General features: G+C 60.7%; 25 protein-coding genes. 16 read left to right on the top strand and 9 right to left on the bottom strand.

The genetic code is table 11. From position 1 onward, the window contains the following. Positions 1-163: 163 nt before the first annotated feature. Positions 164-1,324, bottom strand: a complete 1,161-nt coding sequence (gene ampC / locus AAE029_RS31450; protein ID WP_371076852.1) for a class C beta-lactamase — start codon at positions 1,322-1,324, stop codon at positions 164-166. Between the two features lie 506 nt (positions 1,325-1,830). Here ampC and AAE029_RS31445 point away from each other — a divergent pair. Then, positions 1,831-3,420, top strand: coding sequence for an ABC-F family ATP-binding cassette domain-containing protein (locus AAE029_RS31445; RefSeq protein ID WP_371076851.1), 1,590 nt, complete (start codon positions 1,831-1,833; stop codon positions 3,418-3,420). A gap of 478 nt (positions 3,421-3,898) precedes the next feature. Here AAE029_RS31445 and AAE029_RS31440 read toward each other — a convergent pair whose 3' ends face one another. Continuing rightward, the gene (locus AAE029_RS31440; protein WP_371076850.1) at positions 3,899-4,672 is read right to left on the bottom strand and encodes a siderophore-interacting protein; all 774 of its coding nucleotides are present in this window, start codon (positions 4,670-4,672) and stop codon (positions 3,899-3,901) included. Positions 4,673-4,977: 305 nt separating this feature from the next. On the opposite strand from AAE029_RS31440, the gene AAE029_RS31435 reads away from it, so the two are divergent. Then, the gene (locus AAE029_RS31435; protein WP_371076849.1) at positions 4,978-5,589 is read left to right on the top strand and encodes an O-methyltransferase; all 612 of its coding nucleotides are present in this window, start codon (positions 4,978-4,980) and stop codon (positions 5,587-5,589) included. A 23-nt stretch (positions 5,590-5,612) separates the two neighbouring features. Here the strand turns inward: AAE029_RS31435 and AAE029_RS31430 are convergent, their stop codons facing one another. Both AAE029_RS31430 and AAE029_RS31425 read right to left on the bottom strand, forming a co-directional pair. Further along, positions 5,613-6,311, bottom strand: a complete 699-nt coding sequence (locus tag AAE029_RS31430; protein WP_371076848.1) for an RES family NAD+ phosphorylase — start codon at positions 6,309-6,311, stop codon at positions 5,613-5,615. Beyond that, the gene (locus AAE029_RS31425; protein WP_371076847.1) at positions 6,305-6,718 is read right to left on the bottom strand and encodes an antitoxin Xre/MbcA/ParS toxin-binding domain-containing protein; all 414 of its coding nucleotides are present in this window, start codon (positions 6,716-6,718) and stop codon (positions 6,305-6,307) included. The genes AAE029_RS31430 and AAE029_RS31425 overlap by 7 nt, the downstream gene beginning before the upstream one ends. A 289-nt stretch (positions 6,719-7,007) precedes the next feature. Here AAE029_RS31425 and AAE029_RS31420 point away from each other — a divergent pair, with 289 nt between their 5' ends. Beyond that, positions 7,008-7,154, top strand: coding sequence for a hypothetical protein (locus AAE029_RS31420; protein ID WP_371076846.1), 147 nt, complete (start codon positions 7,008-7,010; stop codon positions 7,152-7,154). Between the two features lie 226 nt (positions 7,155-7,380). Here the strand turns inward: AAE029_RS31420 and AAE029_RS31415 are convergent, their stop codons facing one another. After that, entirely contained in the window at positions 7,381-7,791 is a 411-nt protein-coding gene (locus tag AAE029_RS31415; RefSeq protein WP_371076845.1) for a VOC family protein, read from the bottom strand. A gap of 295 nt (positions 7,792-8,086) precedes the next feature. On the opposite strand from AAE029_RS31415, the gene AAE029_RS31410 reads away from it, so the two are divergent. The 9 genes from AAE029_RS31410 to AAE029_RS31370 all read left to right on the top strand — a co-directional run bounded on the left by AAE029_RS31410 (position 8,087) and on the right by AAE029_RS31370 (position 15,626). Next, positions 8,087-8,845 carry a FadR/GntR family transcriptional regulator gene (locus tag AAE029_RS31410; RefSeq protein ID WP_371076844.1) on the top strand — a complete coding sequence of 253 codons (759 nt, stop codon included), beginning with the start codon at positions 8,087-8,089 and terminating at the stop codon, positions 8,843-8,845. A gap of 30 nt (positions 8,846-8,875) precedes the next feature. Further along, on the top strand, positions 8,876-9,322 hold the full coding sequence (rpiB, locus tag AAE029_RS31405) for a ribose 5-phosphate isomerase B (protein ID WP_371076843.1): 447 nt from the start codon (positions 8,876-8,878) through the stop codon (positions 9,320-9,322). Between the two features lie 41 nt (positions 9,323-9,363). Further along, the gene (locus tag AAE029_RS31400; RefSeq protein ID WP_371076842.1) at positions 9,364-10,287 is read left to right on the top strand and encodes an NAD(P)-dependent oxidoreductase; all 924 of its coding nucleotides are present in this window, start codon (positions 9,364-9,366) and stop codon (positions 10,285-10,287) included. Beyond that, the gene (locus tag AAE029_RS31395) at positions 10,284-10,961 is read left to right on the top strand and encodes an amino acid ABC transporter permease (RefSeq protein WP_371076841.1); all 678 of its coding nucleotides are present in this window, start codon (positions 10,284-10,286) and stop codon (positions 10,959-10,961) included. The genes AAE029_RS31400 and AAE029_RS31395 overlap by 4 nt, the downstream gene beginning before the upstream one ends. Positions 10,962-10,975: 14 nt before the next feature. Beyond that, a complete protein-coding gene (locus AAE029_RS31390; RefSeq protein ID WP_371076840.1) occupies positions 10,976-11,653 on the top strand; it encodes an amino acid ABC transporter permease in 678 nt (225 codons plus the stop codon). Between the two features lie 19 nt (positions 11,654-11,672). After that, on the top strand, positions 11,673-12,398 hold the full coding sequence (locus tag AAE029_RS31385; RefSeq protein ID WP_371076839.1) for an amino acid ABC transporter ATP-binding protein: 726 nt from the start codon (positions 11,673-11,675) through the stop codon (positions 12,396-12,398). A 28-nt stretch (positions 12,399-12,426) separates the two neighbouring features. After that, entirely contained in the window at positions 12,427-13,230 is an 804-nt protein-coding gene (locus tag AAE029_RS31380; protein ID WP_371076838.1) for a transporter substrate-binding domain-containing protein, read from the top strand. A 221-nt stretch (positions 13,231-13,451) separates the two neighbouring features. Beyond that, positions 13,452-13,796, top strand: a complete 345-nt coding sequence (locus AAE029_RS31375) for a GNAT family N-acetyltransferase (RefSeq protein WP_371076857.1) — start codon at positions 13,452-13,454, stop codon at positions 13,794-13,796. Between the two features lie 204 nt (positions 13,797-14,000). Next, positions 14,001-15,626, top strand: coding sequence for a peptidoglycan-binding protein (locus AAE029_RS31370; protein ID WP_371076837.1), 1,626 nt, complete (start codon positions 14,001-14,003; stop codon positions 15,624-15,626). Positions 15,627-15,974: 348 nt separating this feature from the next. Here AAE029_RS31370 and AAE029_RS31365 read toward each other — a convergent pair whose 3' ends face one another. Both AAE029_RS31365 and AAE029_RS31360 read right to left on the bottom strand, forming a co-directional pair. After that, the gene (locus tag AAE029_RS31365; protein WP_371076836.1) at positions 15,975-17,597 is read right to left on the bottom strand and encodes an ABC-F family ATP-binding cassette domain-containing protein; all 1,623 of its coding nucleotides are present in this window, start codon (positions 17,595-17,597) and stop codon (positions 15,975-15,977) included. A 140-nt stretch (positions 17,598-17,737) separates the two neighbouring features. After that, complete coding sequence (locus tag AAE029_RS31360; protein WP_371076835.1) at positions 17,738-18,517, bottom strand: DUF1194 domain-containing protein; 780 nt, start codon at positions 18,515-18,517, stop codon at positions 17,738-17,740. A 231-nt stretch (positions 18,518-18,748) separates the two neighbouring features. On the opposite strand from AAE029_RS31360, the gene AAE029_RS31355 reads away from it, so the two are divergent. Beyond that, positions 18,749-19,063: a MocE family 2Fe-2S type ferredoxin gene (locus tag AAE029_RS31355; protein ID WP_371076834.1), complete on the top strand. Its 315-nt coding sequence runs from the start codon at positions 18,749-18,751 to the stop codon at positions 19,061-19,063. Positions 19,064-19,069: 6 nt separating this feature from the next. Further along, entirely contained in the window at positions 19,070-20,293 is a 1,224-nt protein-coding gene (locus AAE029_RS31350) for an NAD(P)/FAD-dependent oxidoreductase (RefSeq protein WP_371076833.1), read from the top strand. A 94-nt stretch (positions 20,294-20,387) separates the two neighbouring features. Here AAE029_RS31350 and AAE029_RS31345 read toward each other — a convergent pair whose 3' ends face one another. Beyond that, positions 20,388-21,398 (bottom strand): LacI family DNA-binding transcriptional regulator, encoded by a 1,011-nt coding sequence (locus AAE029_RS31345; protein ID WP_371076832.1) that lies wholly within the window; start codon positions 21,396-21,398, stop codon positions 20,388-20,390. A gap of 146 nt (positions 21,399-21,544) precedes the next feature. On the opposite strand from AAE029_RS31345, the gene AAE029_RS31340 reads away from it, so the two are divergent. Both AAE029_RS31340 and AAE029_RS31335 read left to right on the top strand, forming a co-directional pair. After that, the gene (locus tag AAE029_RS31340; protein ID WP_371076831.1) at positions 21,545-22,579 is read left to right on the top strand and encodes a sterol desaturase family protein; all 1,035 of its coding nucleotides are present in this window, start codon (positions 21,545-21,547) and stop codon (positions 22,577-22,579) included. Positions 22,580-22,758: 179 nt separating this feature from the next. After that, complete coding sequence (locus AAE029_RS31335; RefSeq protein ID WP_371076830.1) at positions 22,759-23,688, top strand: sugar ABC transporter substrate-binding protein; 930 nt, start codon at positions 22,759-22,761, stop codon at positions 23,686-23,688. Between the two features lie 87 nt (positions 23,689-23,775). On the opposite strand, the gene AAE029_RS31330 is transcribed toward AAE029_RS31335, so the two are convergent. Next, positions 23,776-24,111, bottom strand: a complete 336-nt coding sequence (locus AAE029_RS31330) for a hypothetical protein (RefSeq protein WP_371076829.1) — start codon at positions 24,109-24,111, stop codon at positions 23,776-23,778. Positions 24,112-24,154: the final 43 nt, after the last annotated feature.

Genomic DNA, 24,154 nt, shown 5'->3' with positions numbered 1-24,154 from the left:
CCGCCTGCGGGGAGAAGGTGGCCCGAAGGGTCGGATGAGGGGCTTTTGCGGCACTGCAGTTTTGATCCGCAACTATCAGATTCGCTGAGAGTTTTGCCCCTCACCCTAGCCCTCTCCCCGCAAGCGGGGAGAGGGGACGAAGGGCCATCGTTCGAGTTGTCTTTCAACGGTCCAGCGCCGTCAGGATCTGATAGGCGGCCTTCACGCGCACCGGATTGGGATAGGCTTTGTTCGCCAATATCACGATGCCGATTTTTCTCGCCGGAACGAAGGCGACATAGGCGCCGAAACCGTTCGTGGAGCCGGTTTTGTTGATGAGCATATCTTCGCGCGGCGCTTGCGGCGGATCGAGCCTCTCTGCCTCATGGGGCTTGAGGGCCATGTCGGCGGAGTTGCCGGCAAGCAGCCGGTCGAGATCGGTCGGATAGGCGTACATTTCCCAGCCGAGCCCCTGCGTCATGTCGCCGACCTTGTAATAGCCGGTGTGTGTCGCGGCGATCGCGCGCCTGAGCGGTTCGTCCAGCTTCGAGCTGTCGATATTGGCTTCGACGAATTTGATCATGTCGACTGCGGTGGTCTTTACGCCATAGGCCTCCGAGTCGAGAGCGCCCGGTGTCACGCGGATTGGCTTGCCGCTCTTCGAATAGCCATAGGTATAGCTCTCCATCTGGTCGCGCGGAACCCTGATATAGGTGTGCGTCAGGCCGAATGCCGGGAAGATCTTCTGTTGCATCAGGTCGTCGAAGGGCTTGCCCATGCTTCTGGCGGCGAGATAGCCGAACAGGCCGATGCTCGGGTTGGAGTAGAGCCGGGTGCCGGTCGGATAGGTCGGTCGCCAGCTCCTGTAAAAGGCGATCGTCTTCTTATGATCGGTGACGTCGTCCGGAAACTGCAGGGGCAGGCCGCCCGCCGTATAGGTTCCGAGATCGAGAAGGCTGACCCTGTCGAAGCTGCTTCCGGCGAGCGCCGGCTCATGCTTGCTCGCCATGTCGGAGAGGGACAGGGCTCCACGCACCTCAGCGTATGCACCAAGTGTTGCCGTGAAGGTCTTGCTGATCGAACCGATCTCGAAAAGCGTATTCTCGGTGACCTTCTGCCCGCTCTCTTTCGAGGCGATGCCATAGCTGAAGAAATGGCGCTTGCCGTTGATCGTGACCCCGACGGCTATTCCGGGAACGTCGTTTTCCTGCATGACGGGCCGGATTGCGTCGCCGACGGCGCTTTCGAGCCGGTTCTGGTCATCCTTATCGGCGTAGGCGTTGGCCGCGAAGAGAAGAGAGGCGGTGGTGATAATTCCTAGCTTCGGAATAGAAATATTTCTCATGGCAAATACAGTATCCTCATGGTCATGATAGGCCGCCGCGGCTGACTAGGGCATGCGGTGAATGCAGGCGAGGCACGGCAGGGCGGTTGGCGATTTCATGTCAGTGACGCAAAAGCCTGCCAGCGTGACAATAGGATCGTCATTCCGTGTTCCACTTCAGGTTTGGTTGACGAGAGGCGAAGGCCACCGCCTACCGCTGATCGCCGGGCTCGCCGGCGCTTCTCGAAGCGGACTATGCCGGGGACGCTTGCCCCAGGCAAATGATCAATTTTGGGCTTAGCCATGAGAAAAATTTGAGCATTGAGGGACAATGTGCGGGGGAGATTGGCAGGCGATGATCCGCAAACGAGTGCCTTCGCCAGCGGCTTCGACGCCACCGCGCCTTGAATCGCGCCGATTTCTCCCTTAAATCTCCAGCATCCGTCATTTCAACAGGAAGTGTGCAGCAATGGATACCAACCCGATCGCAACGCCAAATCGCCTTGCCACCGGGAGTCTGTCTATCCATGCCTGCAGCCATTACCCTTGCCAATCTTTCGTGGTCCACGCCTGACGGGCGGCCGCTTTTTTCAAATCTTGACTTAAGTTTCGGGCCGGAGCGCACGGGGCTTGTCGGGCGCAACGGCGTCGGCAAGACGACGCTGCTGAAGCTCGTTTCCGGTGAAATCCGGCCGCAGGCAGGCGCCGTTTCCTTCGGCGGCAGCCTTGGCGTGCTTTCGCAGGCCGTTCAGGTCGGGCCGGAGGAGACTGTCGCGGATCTCTTCGGGGCGAGCGAGGCGCTTGCGATCCTGCGGCGGGCCGAGGCGGGTGAGGGGACGGCGGAGGAGATTGGCTCGGCGGACTGGACGCTGGAGGCGCGGCTTGCTTCGGCGCTCGATCGGGCCGGGCTCGATGCCTCTCCGGAAACGCGGCTTGCGGCGCTCTCGGGCGGGCAGCGGACGCGGGCGGGGCTTGCGGCGCTGATCTTCGGCGAGCCGGATTTCCTGATCCTGGACGAGCCGACCAATAATCTCGATCGCGAGGGCCGAGAGGCGGTGATTGAGCTGCTGGCGGACTGGAGGGCGGGGGCCATCATCGTCAGCCATGACCGGGAACTGCTCGAAACCGTGGATGCGATCGTGGAGCTGACATCGCTTGGTGCCGCGCGCTATGGTGGCAACTGGAGCCAGTATCGCGAGCGCAAGGCGCTCGAACTCGCGGCCGCCGAGAGCGATCTCGCCGATGCAGAGAAGCGTGTCGCGGACGTGGCGCGTAGCGCGCAGGCGACCGTCGAGCGGCAGGCGCGGAGGGACAGCGTCGGCAGAAAGAAGGCGGCGAGGGGTGACATGCCGCGTATCGTTGCCGGCGGATTGAAGCGGCGCAGTCAGGAGACCAGCGCTGAGAAGGCGCGGCTTGCCGAACGGCGGCGGGCGCAGGCACTGGAGGATGCGGCGGCGGCCCGCAAGCGCATCGAAATCCTGCAGCCGCTTTCCGTGAAGTTGCCGCCGACGGGATTGCCGGCCAATAAGGTCGTGTTGAAGATCGACGGTGTGACTGCCGGCTATCTCGCGGAGCAACCGGTTCTTCGCGACCTGTTGTTCCAGATCACCGGACCGGAGCGCGTTGCCGTGACAGGGCCGAACGGCTCGGGCAAGACGACCCTGCTTTCGCTCATTACCGGAGAGCTTGAGCCTTGGGCAGGGACCGTCTCGGTGATGACTGCGTTTGCCATGCTCGACCAGCGGGTGAGCCTGCTCGATCCTTCGATCTCGATCCGCGACAACTTCCGGCGGATAAACCCGGAAGCCGACGAGAATGCCTGCCGGGCGGCCCTTGCTCGTTTCATGTTCAGGGCCGATGCGGCGCTGCAGATCGTCTCGACGCTGAGCGGCGGGCAGCTCCTGCGGGCAGGGCTTGCCTGCGTGCTCGGCGGGCCGAAGCCGCCTTGCCTGCTGATCCTCGACGAGCCGACGAACCATCTCGACATCGACTCGATCGCCGCTGTCGAGGCGGGCTTGCGTGCCTATGACGGCGCGCTCCTAGTCGTCAGCCATGACGAGGTGTTCCTGGAGGGGGTCGGGGTGTCGCGCCGGCTCGAGCTCGGGGAGCGGGTGTAGGCCGGAATTGGGCTGGGCGAAACTCCGCTCTCCTGCGCTTGTCGCAAGAATCCAGCAGCGCCGTGTCCACGGCGCAGGAGACTCGTCTTTTTCCGTCGATGGTGAATGGTGGGACACGTCTTTGTTCTGTTTCCACCACTGCGGACCTCCGGGAACGTCGATTGGCTGACAGGAGTCCTTTCGCCGTGCGGACGCACGGCGGCTGGATTCCTGTGACAAGCACAGGAAAGAGGGGAGTGTGGGGAAGCCCTGTGCCAGACAACTGCCTCTGAGTTGCCGGAGGCCGGTGTCGAACATTTGCGGACGCCATGGAGCGCGCAGGAAGCAAGGGCGAGGCGCGTTCGGGCGCCCGTCCATTGTTGCCGCGCTGCCGTCCTAAAGCCTGTCGCGTGAAAAGAGATTCACGCGACAGGCTTTAGGCTATTGTTTTCATGCATGTCGTTGTCGCAAACCGCTGCACACTTTTGCGCGACATGCACTAGTCGAATTTCTCCGTGGCATCGGCCTTGCCCTGCACCCAGTAGCCGGAGGCCTTGATCCAGCTCAGCGGGTAATCCCTCTGCTTTGTCAGGTACTCGCGGACGGCGCGGGCGACGGATGCTTCTGCCGCGATCCAGATGAAGGTTTCCGGATGGATGTCCACGCGGGCAAGACTGTCGAGAAGCCCTGTGACATCGGTCGCATCGGAAAGAGGCCTATGGACCCAGTCGCAGGTCAATGCCGCCTGTGTGTCGAAGGTCTGCTGCTCCAGGGGACCTGCAACTGCCGCAACGACGGTGATCGTGGTTTCGACACCGGCCTCCTCTAATCGGCGGCCGATTGCCGGCAGCGCGGTTTCGTCGCCGATGAGCAGCCATCGCTTCACGCTGTCGGAGACGACCGCGGAACCGCGAGGCCCGCCGATCTCAAGGCTGTCGCCCGGATTGGCGGCGATTGCCCATTGCGTCACCGGTCCGGCATCGTGCAGGGCAAAATCGATGGTGAGCGTTCGTGCGGTCCTGTCATATCGACGGGGCGTGTAATCGCGGCGCTCTTCGGCGCCATCGCCGGCCGGCACGATGATCTTGATGTGATCGTCTGGCGCCAGGCTGGTGAAATCCTCGAGCGCATCGCCGGTCAGGGTGATACGCCGCATGGCGGGGGTCACGTCCACGATGCTGACAACAGTCAGGGAGCGCCTTTTAAGCTCGTGACGCACCCGCTCGATCTTTGGGCCGGGTAGTACCTGAAATGGGGAGCGATTATTATCCATGTGTCCTTCCGAGGCTTCCGCCTCGATCCGCAGGACACAGTCGCGCAGATCGAAGCCGCAGAACCGTTCGATCATACGCGTTGAGTGACGTTAACGCTTACGTGGCCGAGCGAGCTCGACCAGTGACGCTGTTTCTTAGCCAAGGCCGGCGACATATGCAACCGCCAAGGGTACGCAAATTTCTAACGTTGCTTAAGTTTAACTTTTAGGCCCGGCGGCTGTCGGGCACAGTTCTCGGTGAACGACATTGACCGCACTGGCAGCCCGTGCCGCAGTCGCCATAGGCAGAGAAGGGAGGCATGATCATGGACAGCAAGATCCAAGAGGTACTCGACATCTACCACGAGATGATCCGGGCGGAGCAGAACAGCCCACGCGAGACTCCTCCCGGCGGTCGCGACGGCGGCCAGGACCGTAGGCTGCGCGCCGTCGGCCCCGAGGCCGGCCAGTTCATCAATATCCTGGCGGCAAGCCTGCCTGCGCCGACGATCCTCGAACTTGGTACGTCCTTCGGCTATTCGGGGATCTGGCTGGCGGAGGCGGCACGAAGGTCCGGCGGCCGGCTGATCACCATGGAACTGCACGACTACAAATCCGCCCATGCCAAGGAGATGGCGGAGAGGGCAGGGCTTGCTGAGCATATCGAGTTCAAGATCGGCGATGCCGTCGCGATGATCGGAGAGCTTTCCCCAGGGATCGACTTCGTGCTCGTGGACCTCTGGAAGGATCTGTATGTGCCCTGCCTCGAGGCCTTCTACCCGAAGCTCAACCCCGGCGCGATCATCGTCGCCGACAATATGCTCCGCGGGGGCGACGACAATGTCAGGCAATATGGGCAGGTCGTTCGCGCCAAGTCCGGCATCACCAGCGTGCTGCTGCCGGTCGGCAACGGGCTCGAGGTCAGCCGGTTCAAGTAGGAGGCTGCGCGTCGGCGGTGCGATCAGGTGACCGCCAGCACGGCTCCGGTGTCGTGCTGGCGCACGAAATCCACGCGATTCCCATTCCAATGGTAGCTGTAGTGGCGTCCCTGGAGCGGGATCGTGATGGCATCCGGCCAGAAGATGCCGATACAGCGCCCGCCCGGCATGCGGACGCTGTTCCACAGGAGACCATCGCTTCCGTCCGCCCTGAGGGCGCGCCCTTCGGCTTGCGAGACAGTGTAATCGTCCGGGTGCAGCACGTCGGGCACTGCGTTGACGTCATCGAGGTTGCGATCGACACTGCCGATCAGGACACGAAAGTCCGACGTCCAGCCGGGATCCTCGCTCGTGGCGCGCATGAATTTCTCATGGTGATAAATGGTCTCGGCAAGCGCGACCTCCTCACTCTCGCCGGCATAGTAGACCCCGTAGCTGCCATCCGAGAACCGGCTGGGCCGCAAGATCGAGCAATGGACGAAAGGAGCCATGATGAGGCTCGCGCCGGGGCCGGAAACTCGCCGCGCGGCGGGAACCTTGCCGAGGTCGCCGACCTCGAACCGGATGCGCGGATTTGTCTTCTCCTCGATCGCGACAAGGGCCTCCCAGTCACGGGGGTCGGCGATGTCCTCGAAGAGATCGACCGGCGGATGAATGGAGCGGATGATGCGATAGGTCTGCTGCCAGCGAATGCGGCCGCGGACCGCAAGCCCACTTACCATGCACCACGCTCCGCATCGATCCATTCGCGCATGGCGGAAAGATCGGACATTTCTCCACGGAGCATCAGGTCGAGTGCCGACTGGCCGCCGAACGCGGTGTTGGGCTTGCGGATCCAGGCATAGCCGCGGGCGGGCTCCTTGAACAGGTAGCGCAGACCCTTGTGGATGCCCATCAGATGCGCCATCCGCATCCGAAGGTCACGGTCGATCCTGCCGATGCTCCCTTCCTTCCAGCGCGCCCATGTGCGCGGGGACATGCCGCCGAGAAGGATGCAAGCCTCGGCATCGGTCAGATCCCAGACCTTGAAAAGATTGACCGTGGTCCGTGCCAGCGCGCCGGCTTCCTCATCGGTAATGACAGGTGTTTCGGCTGCCGCGGGCGTGGCAATGATGGGTCGAAGCTGCATTTCACGCCTCCCTTTCTGGCAAAGATATAGCATGTATTTGCCAATTGGCAATGGGCGACAGGTGAAGGGCAGAGAGGACTCTGGCGTCTTGATCATGCCGGCGCGATGGCGTTGACGTGCACGCCGCTTTTGGTGAAACTATGAGGAGAGAACGTGTGACGGGATGGTGTGGTGTCGGGCTGCGGTGCAGGCCCCTCATCCGCCCTCCGGGCACCTTCTCCCCGCAGGCGGGGCGAAGGTGGAGTCGCGCCCTCCGTCGTCCCTTGCCAACCGCGATAGTGAGGCTCACATGGCACGCGATGATCACGCCGAAGATTGGTTCATGAAGCTTGTCGGCCAGAATGGCTCGAATGTAGGTATGGGCCGGTTTTTAGGCGCAGTTGCGGTCTTCATTCTCGTGTTCGGCACGATCATGTGGGCCATCTGGCCGAGCTGATCAAATCGATGCGCACCCAAGTTCACGCAGCGATGGTGAATGTGTTGGAGATCCCGGCCCGCTCTTCGGAACGGGTCACTTATATGCGGCATATCTTGCCTACAGCGCCGTGCGTCTTATCAGACGCACAAAGGTCGCTGTAGCACTTTGAATTGCTGCATGTTTTTATCCTTAAATCGGTTCCGATTTAAGGAAACATGCAGTAGCCACCAACGAGCTCCCTTTGTTACGCGCCCGCGGCTGCCTGCATATCCATCCAGACCGCTTCGAAGATATGGCCGTCCGTGTCCTCGAAGGCGCGGTTATACATCCAGCCCATGTCCATGCGCTCCCGGATGTCGGGCTTGCCGCCGGCGGCCGCGGCAGCGTCGGTGATGACGTCGACGTCCTCGCGGTTATCGAACGTGAGAGCGATCAGCACCTCGGTGGTCTTGCTCGTATCGGCGATCTCCTTGGGCGTAAAACTCGAGAAAAAGTCGGTTGCCAAAAGCTGGAATGTGATGGTGTCGGACCAGTTCATCGAAGAGGCTCTGTCGTCGCTGAATTGCTCGTTCTTCGTGCAGCCGATCGCCTCGTAGAAGCGGGTGGCGGCGGCAAGGTCTTTTACCGGCAGGTTCACAAAGATCATTTTTGGCATTGCTGTTCTCCCTTTTCGGTTTCGAAGGATATCTTCCGCCTCACACAAGCTCCCGCATGATTGTGTCGTCGGGATGAAGGTGGAACCCCTCGGTCGGATCGATGAAATTTCGAACGAATAGCCTGACTATCGGTCTATCACGGATCGACACGCTTGTTTCGTCTGTCCGGCAGTAAATTGAGCGTTTCACCTCTAATCTACTGATTTTTATAGCGCCTTCTTGTTTTACACAGATGCGCTTGACACATTAATGACCGTGGATATACAAGAGGTCATACCACGGTAGGAAAGATACATGACGACCGGTAACTCAATTCGCAGGGCATCACAAGAAGCAAGTGCGCACGGCCGCGTCGTGGCATTTCTGCGCGACCAGTTGCTCTCGGGTGAGTTGAAGGCCGGCGATCTCCTGCTTCCCGAACGAGAGCTGGCGGCGCAGCTCAATGTCAGCCGTCCCGTGCTGAGGGAGGCGCTGAGAGCGCTCGCCATGGTCGGCGCGGTCGAGATCCGTCATGGCGTCGGCACGGTCGTGAAGCGTCCGGACGTCACGGCGCTCGGAGATGTCTTCAGCTTCATGCTCGCGCATCAATCCGATGTGATCGGCGACATCATGGAGGCGCGAAAGGCAATAGAGCACCATGCCGTGCGGCTCGCTTGCCAGCGGGCCACGGAACAGGATTTCTCGCGGCTGACCGACGCGCTCGGCGAGATCATCGAGACGATCCATGATCCGCAGGCCGGCGGTCTCGCCGACTTCCGTTTCCACGAGGCCATCGTCCAGGCGTCTCATTCGCCGACGCTTGTGACGATCTATGCCTCGATCGCGCAGCTGATGATGCGTTCGCATCTCGATCGCCGCGAGAAAATCATCCAGGTCGAGGGGATCGAGGAATTCCTCGTCGATCACCACAGGCTGATCCTCGACGCTCTCGTGGCGAGAGATCGGATCAAGGCAGACGAACTTCTGGATAAGCACTTCGAAATCGGCGCGGATTTTCGCCGCAGGGCAAGCCTTCGCGTCATCGGTTCGGCCGCTGCCGATCCAACCAGATAATCGGTTCCATCCCAAAGAAGCGAGCATAAAATGAACATTGTCATCGGCAGCGATCACGCCGGCTTTCCACTCAAGGCGAACGTCGTCGCGTTCCTGGAAGAGGGCGGCCACAAGATCGAAGACATCGGCAGCTTCACGCCTGATCCCGTGGATTTTCCGGATATTGCGCGCCTGCTCTGCGACAAGGTCCGCAGCGGCGCTGCTGAACGCGGCATCCTCGTCTGCGGCACGGGTGTCGGCGCCGCCATCGCCGCCAACAAGATCAACGGTATTCGCGCGGCTGTCTGCCACGACGTCCATTCCGCTCACCAGAGCGTCGAGCACGATGACGTCAATGTCATGTGCATCGGCGCCCAGATCGTCGGCCCATGGCTCGCCCGTGACCTCGTGGCGGCCTATCTCGGCGCGGAATTCGACCGCAACGAGGATTTCGTGCGCCGCGTCGAAAAGCTTGCCGCACTCGAAAAGGGCGAGTGACAAGGCGACGGAATAGCAGTCAAACAGGGAGGAATGACAGGATGGCGCAGGAACGGCTGCCGGAGGTGGCATTTATCGGACTTGGCGTGATGGGACGCGAAATGGCGGGCCATCTCGTGAAAGCCGGCTTTCCGGTCAAGGCATTCGATATTTCCGAGAGCGCCTGCGAAGCGCTGGCGCAGTTGGGCGCAGAGCCTTGCGCATCCGTCGCAGTCGCCGTCCGCAACGCCGACTTCGTCATATCCATGCTGCCGAACACACCGCAGGTCGAGGAGATCGTCTACGCCGACGGCATCCTCGCCAACATGAAAGCCGGCAGCGTCTTCATCGACATGAGCACGATCTCGCCTGAGGCGACGCGCAAGATGGCGCGCGATCTTGCTGGCCGCGGGATCTCCATGCTGGACGCGCCGGTTTCGGGCGGCCCGATCGGAGCAAAAAACGCGGAGTTGTCGATCATGGCCGGCGGAGAACGGGAAGCCTTCGACCGTGCCCAGCCGGTTCTGAAGACCATGGGAGCAACGATCACGCATGTCGGCGAATCCGGGGCCGGCCAGACGGTGAAGCTGTGCAACCAGCTGGTCTGCGCCGTCAACATCCAGGCGGTCTGCGAGGCTCTTGCCCTAGGCCGGGCGAGCGGCGTCGACCTGTCGCAGATGCGCGACGTTCTGCTCGGCGGATCGGCCTCGTCCTGGATGCTCGACAAGCTGGGGCCGGCGATGATCGCCGGCGACGCAGGCGCGGGTTTCCGTATCGATCTGATGCTGAAGGACCTTCGCCTCGTACTCGAGATGGCCGGGCAGAAGGACGTTCCCCTGCCTGCAACCGCGCTTGTCACATCGCAGTATGTCGAGGCGCGAGCGCATGGCGAAGGCGCAAACGGCAATCAGGCGCTCTTCCGCGTCTACGACCGCATGACGGGGCAGGACAGCCAGCGCGCAACCGCGGCGGAAGACCGTCCATGACCTTCGACTTCTCCGTTGTCCTTCTGCGCTGGGACATGCTGCTCCACGGACTTGGCCTCACGGCCAAGCTCGCGCTCATCACCACGCTCACGGGCTTCGCAATCGGCACGGCCTTTGCGATCGCGCGCCGATCGGGAGGACCGGCTCTTCGCGGCGTGGCGGCGACCTATGTGGAAAGCATCCGCAACACGCCGTTCCTGGTTCAGATCTTCGTCATCTATTTCGGGTTATCGAGCCTCGGCTTTTCCTTCTCGGCGATCGTCGTGGCCGTGATCGCGCTGACGATCAATGTCGGGGCCTATACCGCGGAGATCATGCGCGCCGGCTTCGACTCCATTCAGAAAGGCCAATGGGAGGCCGGCGAATGCCTTGGGCTCTCGCCGGTCCAGCTCTATTGGCATGTCGGTCTGCGACCGGCCATGGAGCGGGTCTATCCGGCGCTCACCAGCCAATTCATCCTGTTGATGCTGGCCTCGTCCGTGACATCGCAGATTTCCGCCGAGGAGCTCACCGCTGCCGGCAACTTCATCCAGTCCGACACCTATCGGCCGTTCGAAACCTACATCGTGGTCGCTCTGCTCTATCTCGGCCTGTCGCTTGTCATGCGGGCGGGTTTCTGGGCGCTGGGGCTGGCGCTGTTCCCCCGCCGGCGGCGGCTCGGAACGCCCCTTTGAACGGGACGTGATCCATGACGACAGCCTTCAACATCAACCACTTCGAGTTCCTTCTGGTCGGCGCCTGGTGGACGATCGTGCTCACGGCGATGGCGTTCATCGGCGGCGGCGCGGTCGGATTTCTCGTGGCATTGGGGCGCATCGCACCCGCGCGCGCCGTCCGCATCGCGACCTCCGGCTATGTCCAACTCGTCCAGGGCACGCCGCTGCTGGTCATCATGTTCATCGTCTATTTCGGCCTGCCGACGCTCGGCTTTTCGATAACGCCGCTCTTTGCCGCTGGTCTTTCGCTCACAATCTACGTAAGCGCCTATCTGGGGGAGATATGGCGGGGCTGCCTGGAATCCGTTCCGAAAGCCCAGTGGGAAGCGGCCGAATGCCTGGCGCTCTCAAAGCCGCAGCGACTCTTCAAGGTCATCCTGCCGCAGGCAATCCGCATCGCCACGCCGCCGACGGTCGGTTTCAGCGTGCAGATCGTGAAGAATACATCGCTTGCCTCGGTCGTCGGCTTTGTCGAGCTCACCCGGGCCGGCCAGCTCATCAACAACTCGATCTTCGAGCCGTTCCTCATCTACCTGATCGTTGCAGGCCTCTACTTCTGCCTCTGCTTTCCGCTCTCGGCCTTCAGCCGCCGCCTGGAAGTGAGAGGTCCGAGAATGCGGGCCAGCATCAAACCAGCCACCCAGAGCTGAGAGTTTCGAAAGGCACATCATGCCAATGATCAAGCTTAAAGAAGTCAAGAAAAGCTTCGGCGCAGTGACCGTGCTGCAGGGGGTGACGTTTTCGGTCAACAAGGGCGCGGTCGCCGCCCTCATCGGTGCAAGCGGTTCCGGCAAGAGCACCGCGCTCAGATGCATCGACAGGCTGGAAGTCATCGACAGCGGCGAGATCATGGTCGCGGACCACCGGGTTCATGATCCCAAGCTCGACCTGCGCAAGCTCAGGCTCGACGTGGGCATCGTCTTCCAGAGCTACAACCTCTTTCCGCATCTGACGATCGAAGAGAACGTGATGCTCGCCCCACGCTCGGTCAAGAAGATCGCGCGGCGCGAGGCCCGGGAGCTTGCGCATCAGGCGCTGAAGCGCGTCGGCCTCGGCGACAAGATTGAGAACTACCCGGAGCAGCTCTCGGGCGGGCAACAGCAGCGGGCTGCGATCGCGAGATCGCTCGCCATGGAGCCGAAGGTGATGCTGTTCGACGAGGTGACGTCGGCACTCGACCCGAAACTGACAGGCGAAGTGCTGCGCGTTATTGAGCAGCTCGCCACCAGCGGAATGACGATGATCATGGTGACTCACGAGATGAACTTCGCTCGCAAGGTCGCTAACCAGGTCGTCTTCATGCATCGCGGCCGTGTGCACGAACAAGGCACTGCCGCAATCCTCAACGAACCGGCAACGCCCGAGTTGAGGGAGTTTCTCAGTCACGATCTTTGACAGAAAAAATCAAACAGGAGGAGAAAACATGAAATTTGGAAAGACCTTGGCTCTCTTGAGCATGGCCGGAGCCCTCATCGTGTTCCAGACCGTTGCCGCGTCGGCTGACGCTCTTAAGGATATCACGGCGGCGGGCAAGATCCGCATTTCGACCGACCTCGCCATTCCGCCTTCGGGAATGCTCGACGCGAACCTGAAGCCGGTCGGCTCCGACGTGGAGACCGCCGAACTTCTTGCGAAGGACTGGGGACTTCAGCTGGAATTCATTCAGACGACCGGCGCCACCCGCATTCCGAACCTGCAGACCAACAAGGCGGACATCGTCATATCGACCCTCTCCGTGACCCCCGAGCGCCAGCAAGTCATCGATTTCTCCACGCCCTACGCGGGCCTTCTGTCGGTGATTGCTGCACCTGCCGACTCTCCGATCAAGGACTGGGCTGACCTGAAGGGCAAGACGGTGACCGTGACCCGCGGTACCACGCAGGATACGGAACTGACCAAGCTCGCAGCCGAACGTGGCTTCAACGTCACCCGCTATGACGACGACGCCACGATGGTGACCGCGGCCGTTTCCGGCCAGGCTGCCATCATCGCGACGTCCGCGACGCTCGTGAAGCAGATTCACGACAAGAACAAGGAAAAGGCATTCGAGCCAAAGATTACGATCCGCGTTCTCAATCTCGCGATCGGCGTGCGCAAGAACGAGCCGGAACTGCTCGCCAAGCTCGATGACTGGATCAAGACGAACCTGAAGAACGGCAAGCTGAACGATATCTATCAGAAATACCACGGAAGCCCGCTACCGAAGGAAATCGTCGAGGTGCAATAGTTTTGTGCAAGTTAGAGCGCCATCCGTCTCTCAATCAAAAAATTAGAACGGTATGGTTTCATCCTTGAATTGGTTCCGAATTTAGGAGTCATTCAGCAGAGCGGTTCAGCTTTCATGGAAGCGAGCCGCTCTAATTTTTTGTTTTACCAGATGCTGATCATCCAAAGGAGACCGGCTTGACGACGACGCTTCGTATCGATCCGTTTCCGTCGAATGACGAGATGAATGTGCTTTGGGCCGCTGCTTGGAATGAGGCGACGCCCAGGGATTTCTCCGGCATTCTGTCCCGCAGCCTCGCCCACGTCCGCGCCTATGACGGGGATCGGCTTATCGGCTTTGTGAACGTAGCGTGGGATGGAGGCATCCACGCATTCATTCTCGATACCTGTGTTCATCCCGAATTGCGAAGGCAGGGGATTGCGACACGTCTGGTGAAGGAGGCCGAGAGGGTTGCGCGCGAGCGGGGGGCGCGTTGGCTGCATGTCGACTTTGAGGAAAATCTTCGTGCGTTCTATCAGGCCTGCGGCTTTCGGCCGACTGATGCGGGTTTGATCAAGCTTAAATAGGGCGATCCCAACAAAGAAATCGCCACCTGCCCATAAGTACTAATTTTGAAAGTAACTGCATCCAGATTTACAATTGCTAACTCAAGGCGCGGTTGTATTGTTTTTGGTAAAATGTTGCTGCAGAGGTTGTCGCGACCTCACGCTGGCCGATGGAAAAATACCTCCATCTCCAGGGTCGCATTTCACTTGATCGAGGGGTTGATCATGCATAGACGACTGGTCCTGGCAGCATTGCTGCCGACCTGTATCGTGGCTTCATGCACTAAAGCCAACGACGACCTTGAAGTGAGCATGGCCCGCCCGGTTTCAGCCGGATTGCAGCAGGTGATGCCAAAACAGGCGGACGCGGCACAGCGGCAGAACAGTCCTAAGGCGGGCGAGGAAGAGGATGCCGCGCTCCGTGCCTATCGCGCGGAGATCCAGAAACGACTGAACGCCCTTGGCTTCGATGCCGGAGATCCCGACGGTATGTTCGATTCAAGGTCGCGACAGGCGATAGCGGCATATCAACGAAGCATCGGACAAGCGGCAACGGGAAAGATCACGGTGGCGCAGATCGTCACTCTCTACGAGCGCACGAACGGGCGCGATGGAGCGGCCCCGGCCAGCCCCAAGGTCAATTCTTCCGAAAGCCGGACGCCGCTGGCGGGCACCGTCCTCAACGCCGCCGCTAGCGCAAGGGACGGGGCTGCCGCAGCAACGGACGCGAAGGTGACGGGAACCATCGGCTTGCCAACGAACGAAGTCGCCGCGATCGCGACGGAACAGTCTGCGGAAGGCACGATCGGCCGGCAAGAACTCCCGGCGGAGCAAGCCGAGGCCGGAGCGCAGTCGGCAGCCGCAACAGGATCGCAAGCCAATGCTGTGATGAACACGACGATCAGGGAAGCGGTCTGCAGAAATGACGAGAGTGCGCTGCAATCCGTGGAGACCGTCATAGATGCTGGAATACTCGACAAGAATGCAGCCATTGCCGCAGTCGATGCCTCAATCAGGATGTGCATGACCGCTGGCGAGACACCGAGGAAGTTCCTCCTCTCCCTTGCCGGAAAAGATATCAGCATACCGTACTGGATGGATTTGCCGGGATACCTGCATGGCGACCCCAAGGATCTGCCGTTCGGACATGTTCCGCTGAAGCCGACGAGCTCAATCCGGTTTCTGGTGACGGGAACCTATCCGCAGATGGTGATGATGATGAGCTTCGGGACGAGCGACCAGACCTATTTCAGAGATGATTCCGCATTCGCGAGCCTTGCTCCCGCTGCGATCAACAAGCGGGATTGCCTGGGATTCACGCCGCTGTTCTATGCGTCGAACATGGGGAACTTCGGCTTTCTCAAATGGCTTCTCGACAATGGGGCGGATCCCAACATGCCCGTACCTTTTGTAACCGACGGTCCCGGTCTTGTTGCCGGGGGCGCAAGTCAGTCGGGGCTGCCAACCGAGTATGGATGCGTCGACAACGGGCCGAACGCGGCGCTGATGGAATCCTATAAGACGAATAACGAGCTCGTGCCGGTGTGGACCTATGCTCTGAGGCAGATCAATGCAGCTTCCGGCAAGGCGAACTTCAGGATCATGGCGGAAATGCTGGCCAGAGTGTCGTCCGTGCCAGCGACCACCCTGGCAGATGTCATAGATTCCAAATCATGGAACATCGACATCAATGCCGAGGAGGACGTCGCGATGATCAAGATGCTCGCGGAGAAGGGGGCAGACCTGAATGCGCCTCTGCGTGATGGACGCAGGCCTATGGCCTCATGGATTCAGCAGGGGATCAACCCGGAAAGCCTGCGGCAATTGATGTTTATAGGTGCGCGGCTGTAGTTGGGGGGTTCTTCACTGTCCGAACCGGATAGATGGGTAACAGAACGGACCGGCTACATAGGGGACAGTACCCTGGTGGCCGTGAGGGACGACGGAGGGTGCGACTTCCCTTCTCCCCAGCGGGGAGAAGGTGGCCCGAAGGGTCGGATGAGGGGGTTTCGCCGCACGGCACTGTCCTTCGCTTGCGCTCCGGACGCTCGTCGCTTTTGCTCCTCGCCCCCCTCATCGCCTCGCGCTGCTCGGCACTTCTCCCCGCTGGGGAGAAGGGGGAGCAAGTGGTGGGCGAGGGGACGACTATCCGGTGCGCGGAGGCCATTTGCCGCCATCATCAGACACATCGCCCACGTATCAACCGCGCAGGCCGGGAGCCTCCTGGCCGGTGCGGGCGACGTATTCCGTGTAGCCGCCGCCATATTTGTGGATGCCGTCGTGGGTCAGTTCGAGCACCCGGTTGGATAGTGCCGCCAGGAAGTAGCGGTCGTGTGAGACGAAGAGCATGGTGCCCTCGTATTCGGAGAGCGCCTTGATGAGCATGTCCTTCGTGTCGAGATCCAGGTGGTTGGTCGGCTCGTCGAGCACCAGGAGGTTCGGCGGGTCGAAGAGCATCATCGCCATGACGAGGCGGGCCTTTTCACCACCCGACAGCACCCGGCACTTCTTTTCAACGTCGTCGCCGGAGAATCCGAAGCAGCCGGCGAGCGCACGCAGCGACCCTTGTCCCGCCTGCGGGAAGGCATCTTCCAGTGACTGGAACACGGTGCGTTCGCCGTCGAGGAGGTCCATGGCATGCTGCGCGAAATAGCCCATCTTCACGCTGGCGCCGAGGGCGACGCTGCCCTCGTCCGGCTCCGCGGCGCCCGCCACAAGCTTCAGCAAAGTGGACTTGCCGGCGCCGTTAATGCCCATGATGCACCAGCGCTCGCGGCGGCGCACCTGGAAATCCAGCCCGGCATAGATGCTGCGATCGCCATAGCCCTTGTGCACGTTCTTGAGGCTTACCACGTCCTCGCCCGAGCGCGGCGCCGGCTGGAACTCAAATGAGACCAGCTGGCGGCGCCGGGGTGGCTCCACCCGGTCGATCTTCTCCAGTTTTTTGACACGGCTTTGGACCTGCGCGGCATGCGAGGCGCGCGCCTTGAAGCGTTCGATGAACTTGATTTCCTTGGCAAGCATCGCCTGCTGGCGCTCGAACTGGGCCTGCTGCTGCTTCTCGTTCTGCGCCCGCTGCTGTTCGTAGAAGGCGTAGTCGCCCGAATAGGCGGTCAGTGCGCCGCCGTCGATCTCGATCACCTTGGTGACGATGCGGTTCATGAACTCGCGGTCGTGGGAGGTCATCAGCAACGCGCCGTCATAACCCTTCAGGAACTCCTCCAGCCAGATGAGGCTTTCCAGATCCAGGTGGTTGCTCGGTTCGTCGAGAAGCATGACGTCGGGGCGCATGAGAAGAATGCGGGCGAGCGCCACGCGCATCTTCCAGCCGCCCGAGAGCGCGCCGACGTCGCCATCCATCATCTGCTGGCTGAAGCTCAAACCCGCGAGTACCTCGCGTGCCCGACCCTCCAGCGCATAGCCGTCCAACTCCTCGTAGCGCGCCTGCACTTCACCGTAGCGCTCGATGATGCTGTCCATGTCGCCGGCCCGGTCGGGATCCACCATGGCGGCCTCCAGCTCGCGCAGTTCGGCGGCAACGGTGCTGACCGGACCCGCGCCGTTCATCACCTCGGATACGGCGCTGCGGCCTTCCATCTCACCGACATCCTGGTTGAAGTAGCCGATGGTGACGCCCTTATCGACGGAGACCTGTCCTTCGTCGGGGTGCTCCTGTCCCGTGATCATGCGAAAGAGCGTCGTCTTGCCGGCTCCGTTGGGACCGACGAGGCCGATCTTCTCGCCCCTGTTCAGCGCCGCAGAAGCCTCGATGAAGAGGATCCGGTGGCTGAGCTGCTTGCCGATATTTTCAATACGAATCATGTGCGATCGAGGCCCTGAGAACTGCGGCGCGCTTATGCCACGGGACGCAGGCTCTGTCGCAGATTTTCGGCATTATGATCTGAGGAATATTGCGGACTTCCGAGGATAAGTTCGGGCCAATCAAGGTCAGGCAGGGAAAATCAGCGGTCCAGCAGGTCTTGCCACAGCCTCTCGCCGATCATGCAGTCGGTGGCGGGTTGGTCGCCCGCAATTTTCTCCATCGTCGCCGGAGGACCAAGGCCGCTGATTTCCAGGACCAGCTTGCGGCGGACGGCAACGGCGAAATCCTCGATCTTGTGGACCGGCAGCACGAAGGAACCGGGGCCGCCGATTACGCAATCCGCATAATATTTATCGAGCCCGCCAGGCGCCCCGGAGGGCCTGAGCATGAGCGCAAGTCCGTTGATCACGAAGCCTGCGTCGATTGCCTTGTCGCGGGTCGGGGCGACCGGATTGCCGGCATTGTTGGTGCCGTCGCCCGAAATATCGATCACCTGCCGCGTGCCATGATAGGGACTGGAGACGAGCATGGCGGCGCCCTGGGCGATCGCGGTGGAGATCGACGTGCGGCGCTGCGTGCCGATCGGCCGCGCTTCGAGCTTTCCGGCAAAATCGATCGCATCCTGCTCCGTCTCGATCAGCTGCCAGTCGATGACGGAATCGGGCACCACGTAACCTGCCCATTCGAAATAGCTGATCGCGATGCGACCGGTAAGACCATCTTTGACCGCGTTGATGAATTCCCTGTGCCTGAGCGCTTCGACATAACCCTCGCGCTGGATGCGGATTTCCTCAAAGTCCATGGAGCGGGACGTATCGACCGCAAGAACCAGTTCCACGTCGACGTCGCCTCCTCCGGTCTGCGCTACCGTGGGGGAGGCGGCGGAAAGGCTCATGAGCACGGCGAGCGCTGTCAACATTGGCGATCCGATCACTCAGTCATCGAAGTCGCTAAACTGTAACACAGCTTTGTGCGAGGGCGACGCGCTGCGGCGTACCTGCCTTCAACTTTCAGTGATGTTCTATTCCGCAGACCTGGGGCGCGCTCGGATGCCGGTCTGGAATGATGTGTTTTCATCAAGATTGATGCCGCCAGAAAGCGGCTTCTCGCCTACGTTCTGATTTCGAAATGATGAGTTCGGGAGGATCGAATGAACATTTGGATCAAGGCCTGCAGGATTGACGACATTGACAGCGAGGACGTCATCCGCGTCGACCACGAAGGCAAGACTTTCGCCGTCTATCGGAGCCCTGACGACAATTATTACGCCACCGACGGCATGTGTACGCACGAGAAGGTGCATCTCGCCGATGGATTGGTGATGGACAACATCATCGAGTGTCCGAAGCACAATGGCAGGTTCGACTACCGTACCGGCGAGGCGAGGGGAGCCCCGGTCTGCAGCAACCTCAAGACCTATCCGACGAAGGTGGAAGACGGCAGCGTCTACCTTGGCCTGGAGTGATGCATCATGGAAGAATTCGTCATTGTCGGGGGAGGGCAGTGCGGGGCAAACGCGGCTCTCGCCTTGCGCGCCCAAGGCTTTGATGGCCGGATCACGCTGATCGGCGAGGAGCGGCATCTTCCCTACGAACGCCCGCCCTTGTCCAAGCAGCACCTGGCATCCGCCGCGGGCGCCGAGCCTCCTTTGATCACCAGCGGTTCGGTCCTTGCAGAGCGGTCGATCGGGGTGGTGACCGGCGATGCGGCTATCGGTCTTGACCGGGAAAGTCGCGTGGTTCAGCTGGCGAGCGGACGCAGCCTTTCCTACCATAGATTGTTGCTTGCAACCGGCTCTTCACCGCGGAGGCTTGCTTCGGTTGAAGGTATGGACCACGTCTTCTATCTGCGCACGCATGACGATGCGCAGGTCCTTTCAAGCCGGCTTTCCGCCGGAGGGCATCTGGCAATTATCGGTGCAGGTTTCATCGGTCTCGAACTTGCGGCGGCGGCGAGGCTACGAGGCCTGGAGGTGACGGTCATCGAGGCGCAGTCGCGCATCCTGATGCGCGGGGTTCCTGCCGCGATTGCAGCATATGTCCATGCATTTCACCAAGGGCATGGAGTGCGCATCATCTGCGGTGTCGGTATCGACCGGATCGCCAGCCATCCGGACGGCGTTACCGTAACGCTCAGTGGGGGCGAGGTTCTAAGTGCCGGCACTCTGGTGGTCGGAATTGGAGCGCAGCCCCGTTGTGATCTCGCCGAGCAGGCCGGACTTTCGATCGAAAACGGTGTTACCGTCGACGCTATGCTGCAAACAGCGGATCCGTCGATCTTTGCGGCGGGAGACTGCTGTTCCTTTCCCTATGACGGCAGGCGAATCCGGCTGGAGGCCTGGCGCAATGCGCAGGATCAGGGCGCGCATGCGGCGGCGAACATGCTCGGGGCGGGCAAGCCTTATGAAGCCGTTCCCTGGTTCTGGTCGGATCAGTACGACTTCACACTTCAGATCGCAGGCCTTTCCGACGGCGCGGCAACCACAGTGAGCCGTCAGATCGACGACGAGACGCTGATCCTGTTCCACCTTGCCGAGGATCGGCGCCTTCTGGCAGCAAGCGGATGGGGGCGCGGCAACCGGGTTGCCCGGGATATCCGGGTCGGCGAGATGCTGATTGCGCAGCGCGCCAGACCGTCTGCCGGGGAACTCGCTTCGCCTGCCGTGAGCTTGAAATCTCTGCTGTCGCGACCTTAAGGCGTGTCGCGTGAAAAGAGATTCACGCGATGGGCTTAGGCTGTCGCTGCATGTCGTTGCCGCAAAGCCGCTGCACACTTTTGCGCAACATGCATTAGAGGTTTTGCGCGCTGACCGTCATGAAGCGGACGGGATCGGTGATGATCTCGGTGCGGATGACGTCGAGCTTGCGCAGGATCATATCGACCGATCGACGCGCCTGTACTTCGGGCGCCTGATCGAGACAGATGTCCATCAGGCCCGATTCGAGATAGCGCTTCTTCTTTTCCGTCAGCTCGTGACCGACCCAGAATATGTTTCTTTGCCTTGCCCATTGCTGCAGGACGATTGCGACGCCTTCATCGCCGCCGCCTGCCGAATAAACACCGATGATGTCGGGGTCGCGGCGAAGTGCTTCGGCCAGCAGTTCGGCCGATTGAAGATCGTCATCCTGCCCCAGCATCACCAGCGACAGGAAATGGTCCGAGGCGCCTTTTTCGGCGATGTAATCCGAAAAACCCTGTATGCGCTCGCGGTGGTTCATATAGGTGCCGCTATGGCATATGGCGACCAGCGAGCCGCCTCGTGCTGCCAGCATTCCCGACATGTAATAGGCGGCGCTGCGGCCGGCGGCATAATTATCGATGCCGACATAGGGAACGTCCGGATGATCGCAACGGGTAACGACCTGCACGACTTCGACGCCCGAGGCGCGTACCCGCCGAAGGCTTTCAATAACGGTCGGATGGTCCTGCGAACAAATAATGAGGCCGGAGCGGCGGAAATTCGGATTGGCGATATGGTGCGCCATGCCGATCGGGTCGCTCTCCTTGATAAAGGTCCGATGGAGAATGACGGAGCGGTCCAGCGAGGCGGCGATCCGCTCGAAGGCCTGGTTCAGGCGGGCAAAGAAACTCGTTTCAGGCCGGACCAGAATGACCTCGATGCGGATCGTGCCGCGATAGATTTCCGTCGACCGCTCGCCATATCCAAGCTTCTTGGCTGCCCTGATCACCTTCTCAGCGGTTTTCTCGGTGACGCCGCCGCGACTGTTGATGACGCGCTCGACTGTCGCGATGCCGAGCTTCGCTTCGCGGGCGACATCCTGCAATGTCGTCTTTTTCATCAGCGCCTCCCAAATTTCCCCGCAACACACAAGCATTACAGCGCGTTTCGGGAAATGTCGCTGATGATGAAAACGCATCAAAACATCGATGTGACCGGACAAGGCTCTGCGCTAGCCTGAGTTCATGCGAGTTGGGAGGACCTTCCATGGACGATACACTTTACGGTAAGCGCAACAAACGCGGCGACTGGGCCCCTTTCAAGCTTTTGGAATATCCGCCAGTTTTCGTGTGGCCGCTTCAGCCGCTCCGGTTCCTGAAGTGGTTCTTCGGCTATCCGGGCTATCTGATGCCTTGGAACGTTTTCTATGCGGTGATCGGTACGCTGCTCTGGCTCTATGCCACGCCGTCTTTCGAGACGATGAAGACCTTCTCGATCGGCTGGATCGCCTATCTCTTGGCGCGCAACGCGGCCCTGGTGCTTGCCTTCTTCGGCATGTTCCACATGCGCCTCTACATACAGCGCAAGCAGGGCACGAGTTTCAAGTACAATGCGAAATGGCCCTCGGTCGGTAACGACGCCTTCCTGTTCAAAAACCAGACCGTCGACAACCTGATCTGGACCTTCGCGAGTGCCGTGCCGCTCTGGACGGCGTTCGAGGCGGCAACACTCTGGGCCTTCGCCAACAGCATCATCCCCTATGTTTCGTTCGCGGACCATCCCGTCTACTGCGCGATCGTCATGCTGCTGATACCGACCTTCCGGGACCTGCATTTCTATCTCATACATCGCCTGATCCACTGGCCGCCGCTCTACCATACGGTTCACAAGCTGCATCATAACAACGTCAATCCCGGTCCCTGGTCCGGCCTGGCGATGCACCCGGTCGAGCATCTCCTGTACTTCTCCGGTGTCCTCATTCACTGGATCGTGCCCTCCAATCCGGTCCATGCCATCTTCCATCTGGCGCATGCGGGTCTTGCTCCAGCCCCCGGCCATGTCGGCTTCGACAAGATCGTACTCGGGGAGGACAGTGCCATCGACACGCACGCCTATGACCATTACCTCCATCACAAGTATTTCGAGTGCAACTATGCCGATGGCGTGATTCCGCTCGACAAGTGGTTCGGCACCTTTCATGACGGCTCCGCCGAGGGGCAGGAGCGGATGGACAGGAGGTTCATGGAGCAGGCCCGTCGCCGCGAAGCAAAGAAGGCGCGCCGGCAGCAGCAGGCAGGCTGAATATCTGGCATCGCGATGGGAAAGGGTCCGGTTCATGCCGGACCTTTTTGTTTGCCATCATGCCGGAAAACTGCCCCCGATTGAGGGTTTTTCATCAATATTTCGGCGGACCGCCTCCTTTGTCGTGGCTAACCTTTGCCTGCGGCCGCCGAGTGCCGTGCTATCTCTGGGAGGAGAAGATGCTGAAATTTCTGACTACCAGCGCCGTTGCGCTGGTGCTTGCCTCGCAGGCGCATGCCGCCGACCGCATTGGTGTTTCGATGGGTACGCTGACCAACAACTTTCAGACCCTGATCGTGAACGGCATGCAGGACTACGCAAAGTCGATCGGCGTGGAGCTCCAAGTCGAGGACGCGACGACCGACGTCAACAAACAGCTCGATCAGGTTCGTAACTTCGCGGCAGGCGGCGTCTCGGCGATCATCGTCGACCCGGTCGACTCCGACGGAACGCCGGCTCTCAGCAAGGTTGCCGAAGACGCAGGCATCCCGCTGATCTACGTGAACGTACAGCCCACGGACCTGTCGACCCTTGGCAAGCAGCAGGCCTTCGTCGGCTCCAACGAGAGTGAATCGGGCACGCTTCAAATGAAGGAAGTCTGTCGAATGCTTGGCGGCAAGGGGAACATTGTTATTATGATCGGCGACCTGACCAGCCAGGCGGCACGCCAGCGGACGCAGGATGTCCATGATGTCGTCCAGACGCCCGAATGCAGTGGTCTGAAGGTCGTTCAGGAACAGGTTGGCAATTGGAGCCGCGTCAACGGCGCCGACCTCGTTTCGAACTGGTTGACGTCCGGACTCGAATTCGACGCCGTTCTCGCCAACAATGACGAGATGGCTCTGGGCGCTATCGCCGCGCTGAAAAACAGCGGCGCTTCGACCGACAAGATCATCGTCGCCGGCATCGACGCCACGCCGGAGGCGCTGCAGGCGATGAAGGCCGGCGATCTCAAGGTCACGGTATTTCAGGATGCAAAGGGACAAGGCAAGGGATCGATCGACGCTGCGCTGAAGGCCATACGGGGTGAGAAACTGGAGCGGGAGGTCTGGATCCCGTTCCGCCTCGTAACCCCGCAGAACATGGCGGACTTCGAACATCTCAACTGAAGCGGGCATGCTCATAGGCCTGTCGCGATGGTCACGACGCAGGAACAGCGTCGTGACCTGTCGGCATTGGGTACTCTTGCATTGCCCTCAGCGGATTGTGACTGATCTCGACGACAATTCCCGAAGGGCAAATTCCGTGGCACCGCTGCGCTCGGGAGCGTAGAGCCGCATTGCCTCCGCGCCTCCTCCCGAGGGAATCTTTTCTGGAATGCAAGGAGTTGCCAGTCTTGCAAAGAATGTCGACAGCGGCCGGGCGGCGATCGAGGCTGTCTGTGCCGGCACGGAGTCCAGCCCTATCGTCATCGCCAGGATGGCGACGGCGAAAAGTGAGAGGCCGACGGCGTGGTCGGATATCGCATGGCGACGGCGGACCAGATGCTCTTCCAAATAGTCCGGTTCCAGATCTCTGTCTTCGTTGCGCATGACAAACTCGCTTCGTTGGTTCAGATATCTGGGTTCCGCAACG

This window comes from Sinorhizobium sp. CB7 (assembly GCF_041357635.1).
Taxonomy (GTDB): domain Bacteria; phylum Pseudomonadota; class Alphaproteobacteria; order Rhizobiales; family Rhizobiaceae; genus Rhizobium.
Note: the sequence above shows the minus strand (reverse complement) of the source record. Positions and strands in the feature narration are given on the sequence as shown.